This is a genomic window from Natronoflexus pectinivorans (genome assembly GCF_004345615.1).
GTDB lineage: Bacteria > Bacteroidota > Bacteroidia > Bacteroidales > Marinilabiliaceae > Natronoflexus > Natronoflexus pectinivorans.
Genome location: NZ_SLWK01000001.1, coordinates 661,791 through 674,430, shown reverse-complemented (window position 1 = coordinate 674,430; position 12,640 = coordinate 661,791). Strand labels below are relative to the sequence as shown.

The 12,640-nt window shown below is 40.5% G+C and carries 10 protein-coding genes and 1 tRNA gene; 7 read left to right on the top strand and 4 right to left on the bottom strand.

Annotation, left to right across the window (positions count from 1 at the left end):
* Window positions 1-42 precede the first annotated feature (42 nt).
* The 7 genes from leuD (at window position 43) to EV194_RS02420 (ending at window position 7,879) form a co-directional block, all read left to right on the top strand.
* Entirely contained in the window at window positions 43-639 is a 597-nt protein-coding gene (leuD, locus tag EV194_RS02450) for a 3-isopropylmalate dehydratase small subunit (protein ID WP_132431729.1), read from the top strand.
* A gap of 77 nt (window positions 640-716) precedes the next feature.
* The gene (locus EV194_RS02445) at window positions 717-2,252 is read left to right on the top strand and encodes an alpha-isopropylmalate synthase regulatory domain-containing protein (RefSeq protein WP_132431727.1); all 1,536 of its coding nucleotides are present in this window, start codon (window positions 717-719) and stop codon (window positions 2,250-2,252) included.
* 31 nt (window positions 2,253-2,283) lie between these two features.
* Window positions 2,284-3,351, top strand: a complete 1,068-nt coding sequence (gene leuB, locus EV194_RS02440) for a 3-isopropylmalate dehydrogenase (protein ID WP_132431725.1) — start codon at window positions 2,284-2,286, stop codon at window positions 3,349-3,351.
* A 159-nt stretch (window positions 3,352-3,510) separates the two neighbouring features.
* Window positions 3,511-4,608, top strand: coding sequence for a hypothetical protein (locus EV194_RS02435; protein WP_132431723.1), 1,098 nt, complete (start codon window positions 3,511-3,513; stop codon window positions 4,606-4,608).
* A gap of 74 nt (window positions 4,609-4,682) precedes the next feature.
* Window positions 4,683-5,843, top strand: coding sequence for a TlpA disulfide reductase family protein (locus tag EV194_RS02430; RefSeq protein ID WP_132431721.1), 1,161 nt, complete (start codon window positions 4,683-4,685; stop codon window positions 5,841-5,843).
* A gap of 175 nt (window positions 5,844-6,018) precedes the next feature.
* Window positions 6,019-6,780 (top strand): UDP-2,3-diacylglucosamine diphosphatase, encoded by a 762-nt coding sequence (locus EV194_RS02425; RefSeq protein WP_132431719.1) that lies wholly within the window; start codon window positions 6,019-6,021, stop codon window positions 6,778-6,780.
* A gap of 16 nt (window positions 6,781-6,796) precedes the next feature.
* Window positions 6,797-7,879, top strand: a complete 1,083-nt coding sequence (locus EV194_RS02420; protein WP_132431717.1) for a 3-oxoacyl-ACP synthase III family protein — start codon at window positions 6,797-6,799, stop codon at window positions 7,877-7,879.
* Between the two features lie 105 nt (window positions 7,880-7,984).
* On the opposite strand, the gene EV194_RS02415 is transcribed toward EV194_RS02420, so the two are convergent.
* From EV194_RS02415 to EV194_RS02400, 4 genes are all read right to left on the bottom strand, one after another.
* On the bottom strand, window positions 7,985-9,595 hold the full coding sequence (locus EV194_RS02415) for a 4Fe-4S binding protein (protein ID WP_132431715.1): 1,611 nt from the start codon (window positions 9,593-9,595) through the stop codon (window positions 7,985-7,987).
* A 6-nt stretch (window positions 9,596-9,601) separates the two neighbouring features.
* Entirely contained in the window at window positions 9,602-10,522 is a 921-nt protein-coding gene (locus tag EV194_RS02410; protein WP_243699304.1) for a DUF362 domain-containing protein, read from the bottom strand.
* Between the two features lie 298 nt (window positions 10,523-10,820).
* Window positions 10,821-10,895 (bottom strand) — tRNA-Val (locus tag EV194_RS02405).
* A gap of 309 nt (window positions 10,896-11,204) precedes the next feature.
* Window positions 11,205-12,623 (bottom strand): MFS transporter, encoded by a 1,419-nt coding sequence (locus EV194_RS02400; protein ID WP_132431713.1) that lies wholly within the window; start codon window positions 12,621-12,623, stop codon window positions 11,205-11,207.
* Window positions 12,624-12,640: the final 17 nt, after the last annotated feature.

The following is a 12,640-nucleotide window of genomic DNA, read 5'->3' as shown; positions in this document are numbered from 1 at the left end:
GGGTTTATAAAGATTAAAGTATTAACGACAAATTTTAATTCAATGCCAATAGATAAATTCGTAACACTGGAATCCAGCTGTGTACCGTTGCCCATTGAAAACGTAGATACCGACCAGATTATACCGGCAAGGTTTTTGAAAAAAACCACCCGCGATGGATTTGGTGACAGCCTTTTCTGTGACTGGAGGTATGATAAGGAAGGCAATCCTAAACCTGATTTTGTATTGAATGATCCTACTTATTCAGGTTCTATTCTTGTTGCAGGTAAAAACTTTGGTAGTGGTTCCAGCAGGGAACATGCTGCTTGGGCCATTCACGGATACGGTTTCAAAGTGGTGGTTTCAAGTTTTTTTGCAGATATTTTTAAGAATAATGCACTAAATAACGGAGTACTTCCTGTTCAGATATCTGATGATTTTCTAAATCAACTTTTTGAAGCCATTGAGGCTGATGCAAAAGTGGTTGTAAAAGTTGATCTTGAGAATCAAACCATTTCAGTACCGTCAAAAAATATTTCAGAGAAATTTGATATCAATCCTTATAAAAAGAAATGCCTGATTAACGGGTATGATGATATTGATTATCTACTAAGTATTACTGATGATATTCAGGCTTGGGAAGAAAAAGCCCATGCATAATTTAAAGTATTCGTGATTGGAAAACTCCAATCACGAATTTTTCCATTCGCCTGCAAATCTTATCAAAAAGCAGAATCATGACCAATATAGAAGTAATGGATACAACCCTGCGGGATGGTGAACAAACCACAGGGGTATCGTTTAGTGAAGCAGAAAAACTTGCAATTGCCAGACTATTGCTTGAGGAGATAAAGGTTGATCGCATTGAAGTTGCTTCAGCCAGAGTGTCAGATGGGGAGTTCAGATCAGTGAAGCGAATTACCGATTGGGCCAAAAAGAACAACTGTATTGAACGGGTCGAGATTTTAGGATTTGTTGATCAGACTGTATCTCTAGATTGGATTGCAGATGCCGGTGGAAAGGTTATCAACTTATTAACAAAAGGCTCTTTAAAACACTTACAGGGACAATTGAGAAAAACCCCTGAACAACATGCTGCTGATATCCAGTTTGTAATTGATGAAGCTGAAAAACGCGGCATTACAGTCAATGTCTACCTCGAAGACTGGTCAAACGGAATGCTCAGCTCACGGGAATATGTTTACTTCATGGTGGATTTTCTCAGCAAAGCAAACGTTCGCAGAATCATGCTGCCTGATACCCTTGGCATATTAAATCCTGATCAGACTTACAAGTTCTGTAAGGATATGTATGACCGGTATCCCGGGGTTCATTTCGATTTTCATGCACATAACGATTATGATTTTTCGGTGGCCAATGTGTTTATGGCACTCAAATCCGGAATGAAGGGACTCCATACCACTGTAAATGGATTGGGTGAACGTGCCGGTAATGCACCGCTTGCCAGCGTGTTGGGTATGATGAATGACCATCTAAATCTTCCAAATTCTTTGGATGAGTCAAAACTCACCAAAGTTTCAAAAATGGTTGAATCGTTTAGCGGTGTTCGAATTCCTGCCAATAAACCTTTAACCGGGGAGTATGTTTTTACTCAGTGTAGCGGAGTTCATGCCGATGGCGATAATAAAGACAATCTTTATTTCAATGAGCTGATGCCTGAGCGTTTTGGAAGGGTACGCCGATATGCACTTGGAAAAACCTCCGGGAAGGCCAATATTAAGAAAAACCTTGAGGAACTTGGCATTGAATTAAATGCTGAAGACATGAAGAAGGTTACTCAACGGGTTATTGATTTAGGGGATAAAAAGGAGACGGTAACAACAGAAGACCTTCCTTATATCATTTCCGATGTTCTTAAGAACAAGGAGACGCCCGAGAACATAAAACTGTTGAACTACAGTTTAAGCCTGGTTCGTAAAATGAAACCTGTTGCAAGCATCCGTATTCAAATCCATAATAAAACTTATGCCGAAACCTCCATAGGAGACGGACAATACGATGCTTTTATGAAAGCATTATGGAAAATATACGAATCTTTGAATCTGGAACATCCGGTATTAACCGATTATTGGGTTTCGATTCCTCCGGGCGGAAAAACCGACGCGTTGGTTGAAACAGTTATTACGTGGGATTTTAAAGGACAAGAGTTCAAAACCCGAGGCCTTGATGCTGACCAAACCGAAGCAGCCATTAAAGCAACACTTAAAATGCTGAACATCATCGAGAGTGATGAGGTGAGGTTTAAAGGGTAATTGGTTTGATTATAAAAATAACTACATAATTATGAAACTTAATATTGCTGTATTGGCCGGTGACGGAATCGGCCCTGAGATTATTGACCAGGCTAAAAAAGTTGTAGATGCCGTATGTGAGAAAAAAGGTCACGAGGCAATCTATACAGAAGCTTTAACCGGCGCTGCGGCCATTGATGCTGTTGGTGATCCTTATCCGGAAGAAACTCATAAAGTCTGTATGGACGCAGATGCGGTGTTATTCGGTGCCATTGGCCATCCAAAATTTGATAATGACCCTACTGCAAAAGTTCGTCCGGAGCAGGGATTGCTTCGCATGCGCAAGCAGTTGGGACTATACGCTAATCTTCGCCCGGTTGAAACTTTTCCTTCATTGTTGCACAAATCTCCGTTGAGAAAGGATTTGGTGGAGGGTGCCAACTTTATGTGTATTCGTGAACTTACCGGAGGAATCTATTTCGGAGAAAAGGGAAGAAGCGAAGATGGAAACATGGCATTCGATAATTGCGTTTATACCCGTGAAGAGATTGAGCGCATTCTCAAGCTTGGCTTTGAATATGCCATGAAGCGCAATAAAAAATTAACCGTGGTAGATAAAGCCAATGTGCTGGAGACTTCAAGGCTTTGGAGACAAATTGCACAGGAGATGGCTCCCAACTATCCTGAAGTTGATACTCAGTATATGTTTGTGGACAATGCTGCCATGCAACTCATTCAGTGGCCTAAAAACTTTGATGTAATGGTTACTGAAAATATGTTTGGAGACATCCTTACCGATGAAGCGTCGGTAATTACAGGTTCCCTGGGATTGTTGCCGTCGGCATCCATTGGGTTGCACACCAGCGTTTTTGAGCCCATTCATGGTTCATACCCACAGGCTGCCGGTAAAAACATCGCCAACCCTGTCGCCACTGTACTTTCTGCAGCGCTTATGTTTGAATATGCTTTTGAACTGAAAGAAGAAGCTGAGATCATTCGTAAAGCAGTTGCAGCATCGTTGGAACAGAACTTTGTTACGGAGGACATCGATAAAGAACAGGCCAAAAAGACCTCTGAAGTGGGAGACTGGCTGGCTGATTATATCAGGAAGAACGGGTAAAGCCGTTTATGAAGTAAAAATCTATAGGGGAGAATAATACGAAGCTATTATTTTCCCCTTTTTTGATATATCTCTTAACGATTGAATAACATTAATTGATTCAATTGTTGTTCTCATGGATTGAAGAATCTATATTTGTCGTTGATTTATCTGTTTAACATGAGTCGTTATCTCTTTATAATAATAGTATTAGTCACATCATGCGTTCAGCAGCAGGAACAGCCGGTGTTGTCGGGTTATATGTGGGGTGGAGAAGGAAACCGTATGGTCATATCTGCTCCAAACGATTCATTGTTTATTCCTGATACGTTGCTTATCAGTTCATCGGGTCAAATTCATTGGAACCCTGATACCATTGTTTCCGGACTCTATTTACTCTCAAAAACTTCAGGTGAGTCATTGCTCATTCAATTATCGGACAATGAACCGGTTTTTATAGATGCACAATACATCATTTTTCCTGATCATGTTCAGTTAAATGGCTCAGAGCATTCCAACCAGTTTTTAGCCATTGAAAGGATGAGCAAAGAGTGGCTTTCGGAAATGAACCGAATGACTTCAGTTGTAGACAGTCCGGGATGGACTCCAACACCTGCCAAAGTTGAAAATCTTTATGAGGATTTGGATTCATTGAAAAATGTTTTTCGCGGACGGGCATTGGAACTCTCGCGAGCTCCAATGGTGCGTATGTACGCTCTTTTACAGACAGCCGGAAATCACTCTCTCTTTGATCCATGGGGCGATCGGAATTTGTTCTACAGAGCAGATTCTATGCTGATAAACAAGCGATATCTACGTGAAGTTGAAGATTTTGCCAACATGGTTGGCAAATTAAGACAAATGGAGCAGGAGTTTCAGAGGTTTAATCCCGATCATCCTTTTCCAGATATGGAATTTGTTCAGAATGAAGAGAGCATTTCAATTGACGATTTTAGAGGAAGTCATCTTTACCTGGAATTCCCATCTCCGGATTTTACTTTATCCCGTGTGCAACTGAATCGTTTAACATCTCTTCATGCAGCAGGTTTTGAAGTCTGTTTTGTACTTAACCCTGAGGATGATTATAATATTCAACGTAACCCATTGTTCCGCTACCTGAAGTTACAGGATTACACACGCATGATGATACCGATGGGAAAACCTCCTGTAAATTTTATTGTAAACGATCAGGGCATTATTATTGCCAGAAACGTTTGGGATGAACAAATTTATGAGGTCAAAAATTTTCTTTTAACATCAGCAGCTATTGAGAATTAAACTTTGGAAGTAGTTTCCGGAGAATATTTAACTTTGTAATTTATATGCATAATCGCAATTTTTAGAATAAAACTATGAGGAAGCTATCAATTTTTCTTTTAATACTGGTTGTTTTGGGCAGTTGTGCCAGACAAGACCGTTTCATTATTGAGGGAAGTGTAACTGAGGGTGCCGGTGAAACCCTATATTTGTATCGAATGGATTTGGCAGGAGACGTACTTATTGATAGTACGGTAATTGGCAGGAATGATCAATTTACTTTTAGGCAAAATGCTCTGTTTGAACCGACATTTTTTAAACTTTCATTGACGCCTGGTCGTTTTATTACGCTTTTGGGCGATTCCACTGAACATATAAATATCAATGCTTCGTTAAATCGTTTTTCAAGAGATTACAAGGTTGAGAATTCTCCCGGCTCAGAAAAAGTGCAAATGCTGAAGCGAAGAATTACCGACTTGCGTAGCGAAGTGGATGTCATTATTGAGAACTTCAATAACTTATCTGAGCCTCAACAGGCCGAACAATTGGAAGCAGTCAGCATCAGACTCACTGAAGAAATTGATGAGTACAAAAAGTTTATTGGAGCGTTCGTAATGGAAAATCCTCGTTCGTTTACCAGTTATTATGCGCTATTTCTGACTTTTTCTGATGAGACTCTGGTGATGAATGTTTTAGACCGTGATGATCAGAGACTTTTCGCAACAATTGCCACCAGTTTAAACTTAGCATATCCCGATTCTGAGCGGGTGCGCCATTTATACAACATGGTTCTGAGTGTTAAAGCCGAAGAGCGTATGGCCCAAATGATACAAGAGCTTGCAGAAGAAGGACGATCTTATCCTGAACTGGTTCTGCCTGATCTCGACGGAAATGATGTGGCACTCTCTTCTCTCGAAGGCAACGTGATCTTGGTCTCATTTTGGGGTTCTTGGGATGAAACTTCTGTTCGTGAAAACCGAAATTTGAAAAGGTTGTACTCTCAATATCATCATAGGGGTTTTGAAATTTATCAGGTGGGATTGGAGCGCAGCCGTGTATTGTGGGAAAGCGCAGTTGTTAGAGATGAATTGCCATGGATCAGTGTGAGCGATTTGCAATTTACAAATTCCTATGCAGCACAGGTTTTTAATGTTCAACGAATTCCAGCCAATTATTTGATCAGTCGGGATGGGGAACTTGTGGGTAAAGACCTGTTTGGTACACGCCTGGAAGAAAGACTTCGCGAGGAGTTATGATTCGTTTTTCGAATTTTTTAATTGTATATTCGCTTTAAATTTAGAATGTTAAGCTTTTTTAGTTTGGAGGATATGCTTAAAAACAGATATATTTGTCGGCTAAAATTTTAACCACGTACGTGGTTAAAATTTCTCTCAAAAATTGATTCGTATCTGTTTGTGTTAATATAAAGGCTTGGAACAGAAAAAGAAAATATATTTTGCTTCGGATGTACATCTTGGAGCACCAACAATTAAAAATCCTCTGGAGCATGAACTACGTTTTGTGCGTTGGTTGGATAGCATAAAGCTTGATGCATCGGAGATATATCTTTTAGGAGATATTTTTGATTTCTGGTTCGAGTATCGCAGAGCCATACCAAAAGGTTATTCCAGGTTTATTGGTAAACTATGCGAACTAACAGATTCAGGAATTCCGGTACATTTCTTTACCGGAAACCATGACATTTGGGTGTTCGATTATTTGCCTTCGGAAACCGGAATTCAAATTTATCGCAAACCCTTAATCCGAGAAATTGATGGCAAGAAATTTTTCCTGGCACATGGGGATGGACTAACACGTTTTGAGAAGTCCTACAACAGGTTAAAGGCTATTTTTACAAACAATATCGCTCAAAAACTGTTCAGATTAATACACCCGGATTGTGGTGTTTGGTTCGCCAGGCTTTGGTCCGGAAAGAGTCGTGAGAAAAATCTGAAGTCTTACGGATCTGTTTTTCAGGGGGAAGAAAAAGAGTGGTTAATTGTTTGGGCCAAAGAACAACTGGAAATTAATCATTTTGATTTCTTTGTATTTGGTCATCGACATATTGCAAGAATTATTGATTTAAAAAATAATAGTAAACTAATATATCTGGGCGATTGGGTGCATCATTACTCCTATGGAGTTTGGGACGGGAAAACCTTTAACCTGGAGTTCTTTGAGCATAAAAACTAAAACTTGATAAGTAAGCATGTGTGCAAAAAAATCCATTTATTCAGTAATCACAGGATCGGGAAGTTATATTCCTCCTGTTGTGATTGAAAATTCACACTTTGAGAACAATGTTTTCATGAATGAAGACGGGAGTGTTATTGACACCCCGGGAAAAGAGATTACAGAGAAGTTTGAGCAAATTACCGATATAATTGAGCGTCGTTTGGCGCCCAAAGAGATGGTTACTTCTGACATGGCCACCGAAGCTGCCAAAGAAGCCATTGCTGATTCGGGAATTGACCCCGAGGAGTTAGACTACATTATTGTGGCTCATAACCTGGGCGATATGAAAAGTGGCTCTTTGTATCCTGACATATTGCCAACGCTGGCTTCGCGTGTTAAAAACAAGTTGGGGATTAAAAGCCCTAACGCCGTTGCATACGATATGACTTTTGGATGCCCCGGATGGACTCAGGCGATGATTCAGGCTAACTATTACATTAAGTCTGGAGACGCCCAAAAAGTTTTGGTAATTGGAGCCGATACCATCAGTCGTTCCATGGATCCGCATGATCGTGATACCATGATTTTTGCCGATGGTGCATCTGCCACTATTCTCGAAGGACGAGTGAGTGAAGAGCCCGTGGGAATGCTTAAACACGTTGCCCGTACAGATGTTGATGATTATTTGGATCTTTTGAAAATGGGATGCTCTTACAACCCAGAAAGAGAAGGAACCTATTTAAAAATGCTGGGTCGCAAGCTGTACAATTATGCTCTAACCTATGTGCCATTGTTAGCTCAGGAGTGTTTGAGCAAAAACAATATGCAACTCAAGGATGTAAAAAAAGTTTTGATTCATCAGGCCAATGCCAAAATGGACGAAGCCATTTTGAAAAGAATTTTTCGTCTTTATGGAGAGAAGAACGTTGATTTCAGCGTAATGCCTATGACCATAAGAACTTTAGGGAACAGCAGTGTGGCTACCGTACCAACCTTGTATGATCTAATTGTAAAAGGCAAACTTGATGGACATGAACTCAAATCCGGTGACAATGTCATGATGACATCGGTGGGAGCAGGAATGAACATCAATGCATTTATGTATAAAATGCCATAAATTGATTTACCTATTAAGATCAGGAATATCCCAGATCTGATTAAAATAAAACGGCTTTTCGCATTGCGAAAAGCCGTTTTCTCATTTGGTTAAGTTAGTATTTGGTTAAAAAGGAAAATCATCGAAATCAACTGACTGTTGTTCTCCAAAGTCTGGTTTGTCAGCCAACTTATGAACCCCGTTTCCATTCACATAAATGGCTCTGAACGGTGGCAGAACGGGGCATGGATACTCACACGCACCGCAGCCGATGCAGATTTCCGGATAGACTTCCGGAATCATCAAACCATCCTTATAAGGAACCATGTCCACCGCTTTTGTTGGGCAATGCTCCGAACAGGCGCCACAATCGGTGCCATCGGTGACTACAACGCAGTTTTCTTTTAAAAATCTAACTATTCCGACTTGTGTCAACTGTTTCTCCTCCATCGGTAGGGGTAATATGGCTCCGGTGGGGCAAACATCGGCACATTTATGACAATCGAAGTTGCAGTAGCTGGTTTCATAATCCATAAATGGCTGCATAAACCCTCTCAATCCGTATTGGTTGATGGATGGCTGCAAAACATGAGTAGGACAGGCAGATATACACAATGCGCATCCGGTGCATATGCTGTTAAACCGTCGTACTCCTCCCGATCCCGGAGGGGAAGGGAAGAAGTCCCTATTGTTAAGGGTCAGGTTGTGCTGACTCTCCGGTAATTTGTTTTTCTTTAGTGCATACACGCCCGATCCTGCCATCATAGCCAATCCTGTTACCAACAGTTTCCGCCTGGTAGCATCATTTTCATGCACATTCACTTCATCAGTTGAAGGTTTAACTGAACTTAATTTTTCTTTTGGTTTTGGAACTGACTTCAGGTTCCCAAAATCCAATGCTGCATCGGGACATACCTGTAAACAATTGAAGCAGGTGACACACCTTGTTTCATCTACTGAATAGTTTTTAATGCTGATGCATTCACTTTTACATACTGCAGCACATTTTCCACATTTTGTGCAATTATCGGGGTTGAATTTTACTTTGTACAATGCAGCTTTTGATGTAAGCCCCAAAAAAGTACCTACCGGGCAAATCACGTTACAAAAAAAACGTCCCCGCTTCCATGCCAAAACAAAGATAAAAGATGTCAATATAACGGTGAGTAGAACAGGAACAGTAGATACATGGTATATGGGAACATGGAAAAAAGAATAGTTTCCCTGGTTTTGCATAAAGGTTGCAACCACATTGTTCACACTCCGTACCGACGGATCAATGATAAATGAGAAAAATCGACCGGCTATGCTATACGGGTCAAGCCATACCACAATAAAACCCAAGCCTGCAATCATGGATACAATCATTATCCCCATGAAAGAGTATCGCCACACCGGGTGCGCCTTCTTGTATTTGTAAAATATCTTTTTTTTGGAGAATTTTTTGGAAATATTTGACACAATATCCTGCAGAATCCCCAGCGGACATATGGTTGAACAATACAATCGTCCAAACAACAAAGTTAAAATTAATACAATAATAAAGCCTCCTGCAGTCAGCAAGGAGAAAGTTTGTACAAAGTTAAGAACTGAAGGTACAAACTGAAGATAAAGTATCTGACCGAAACGTTCATCGGCATACTTCTCGAATATATCAATAAAAAGCGACAGGGTGAGAAGCAGGAAAATGATTCCCAGTATCACCCTGAGCTTTTTCAGTGTTGAAAACAGCGTCATATTTGTTTAGATTCTGATGCGATTAATTGATAGTTGTTCCAGATTTGTTGTTCCAAATCCCATTTCTTCAGCTATTCTGATATGTGCAATATCGTTCGGCTGACTACCGAACATCAGCGTTGCAGCTGCATCTACTGCTACAATATCGGATCCTGCAACCAGAGCTCCCAAGTCCACAACATCGGCAACTGAGACACCTCGAGGTCCGTTTCTGGTCATCATTCTGTAACCATCAATTACATTTAAATCTGGCTTTTTGAATGCCAGAAAATCTGCGATACATTGGCTGAGGTTGTTTGCGTGGTAAAACCTGCGATCCCATACACATCCCATCAGGTTTTTAATGGCCAGTGTAACTGTTGTTGATCCATGATGTTTTAAAACCGGAACATTTATAAAAACGTCTGTATTTAAAACCATCTCGTGGACTTTGGTTGTTTTAAGAATTTTTGCGTTCGGAATGGAGACCTCTCTGTAGTTTCTTTCATTATTACCAGGGACAATGGTTCCACCATTTTCGCGTACGGCAGCTTCAATTCCACTGTTGCGATATGCTCGATCCCACTGATCACAGGTATGATCAAACACAAAAACATCAGAAGCACCTGCTTCGAACGCTGCTTTTACCATGCGCCCAACCAAATCGGGATTGGTGTTTGCTGCTCTCTCCGGTGGTGTGTCCCAACCAATATTTGGTTTTATAAGAACCCTTTGACCTTGTTTTACAAATCGCCCCATTCCGCCAATGGCCTCCATGGCTTTGTCGAACATTTGTGGAGGCGTGCCTCCGCGAACTGCGGCCAAATCATAATTTCCCTGCACTGCCGGCTGAGAAGCAAGAGTGTCTAAACCGCCAAACATTGGAGCCACTGCTCCTAAAAGACCAACTCCTACGCTGCGTGTAACAAATTCTCTTCTTTTCATCATATCTGTTGCTGTTTTAATTTGCATCCCATCTTAAACGGATATCCCGTTGTTGGATGCCATGTTAACCTCTTGGTTCATTTAAAGTTATTAAAAAGAGATGAACGATTGAATCGTTGCAGGCAATTTAGAATTAGAACAAATAAAGATTAAAGCCTAATTCCCACCAAATAGGGATGTTAGAATGACGCTGTGTAGGAAAACGAAGTGTGTTAATGTGTTGTTAATGGATTTGAAATGCAGGATATGCTTTAATATTAACAAAAAACAGGTTGCTATATGCAACCTGTTTAATTATAAGTGGGTTGTACTGGATTCGAACCAGTGACCCCTACCCTGTCAAGGTAATGCTCTAAACCAACTGAGCTAACAACCCCGGCCTCTGTTACTGCAAAAATAATGCTTTTTTTATATGATAAAAATATTTGAAAGACAGTAATGAAAAGTCTTTTTATGATTGGTTTGTAAGATGCAGATATTTAATTGTATGGGGGAACTTTCTGACATAAAAAAAAGCCCCGGTGGGGCCTTCTTTTTTCATTTAGATTTTTTAGCTGATTCTATGGGAAAGGCATTTTATGACTTTCGCATGCAAACATACACAAAAATTAACAAAAACAAACAGTATTCGCATTAAATTTATTCCAATGCAAAAGCCATGGATTTGTAATAACTCGTCTGTAAATCAATTGTTGTTGTTCTCTATTTCGCGTCTTTTATCAAGATCGGCAATTATTTTTTCCATCTTAGCATCGCTCAGTTTGTAAAAGATCATAAAAATTCCTGAAATAAGTGCTGCGATTCCGGGTACGTAACTCATCATTAACTTTATGCCCTGTATGGTTTCAGGATTTTGTTCAACATTGGCCTGAAACCCGAAGTATGCCAACAGCCAGAGTGTAATTGAGCCACCCAGAGTCCATCCTAGTTTTTGCGACATGCTTGATGCCGAAAATACCAGTCCCGTGGCACGTCGACCGGTTTTCCACTGTGAGTAATCGGCTGCATCGGCATACATAGCCCACATCAGCGGGAAAATGATGCCTGCGCAGAAACTGATCATGGCCTGAAGAGCAAAAATCAGGAATAGGTTATCTCTTGTAAGATAAAAGAAAACTGAACTTAATGCTGCGGCAGTAAACATAGCCGATATAAAGGTCACTCGTTTACCAATAATTGCTGATATCGGTTTGGCCATCATCACTCCGATCATATTGGTGGCCTGACCCAGAAATATATAGAAAGTACTTATGGCAAACGTCATTCTTGAAAAGACCAAGCTGGTTTCTCTGGTAATATCATCGCTTATGTAGTATTTAAAGTAGTACATCGCCACGCCATCTCTAACTGAGTTAAATATCAGGGTCATGACTCCCGCACCCAAAATCACAAACCATGGAATATTCCCTGCCAGGTTTTTTAAGTCTTCTCTCAGGTTGTTTTTCTGATCTTTGGGAGGGGTGATTCTTTCACGAGTCCATGAAAATGTAAGAAGAAAGAAACCCACTGCGAGTAAACCAATAACCACCATGGTCAATTGATAGGCTGTTGAGATATCTACCATTTCCAGACTGTTGAATCCATCTACCAAGGGTTGAAAAAGTGCTACCACCAGCAAACTTCCGGCAAAAGCAAATACCATTCTGTATGAGGCAAAACTTGTACGTTCTGTAGATTTTGCTGTCATTACACCCAAAAGGCTTGCGTAGGGAACATTTATTGCCGTATAAACCATCATCATCAGCGTATACGTTATGTAAGCATAAACGATTTTCCCAGTCACATCAAGATTTGGAGTAGTAAAAAGCAACACGCCAATGATGGCAAACGGAAAAGCAATCCATAATAAATAGGGTCGGAATTTTCCCCATTTGGTGTTGGTTCTGTCTCCAATTATACCCATAATGGGGTCGTTGGCTGTGTCCCAAATACGGGTGACCAGAAACATGGTTCCTGCTGCTGCAGCAGGAATACCAAAAACATCGGTGTAAAATATGGCCAGATAAAAGGTGAAAATTTTCCAGAACATGGAAGATGCTGCATCCCCAAATCCATATCCTATTTTCTCTTTAAGGCTAACTTGAGACTGAATTGATTGAGCCATTTTTTGATATTTGGTTA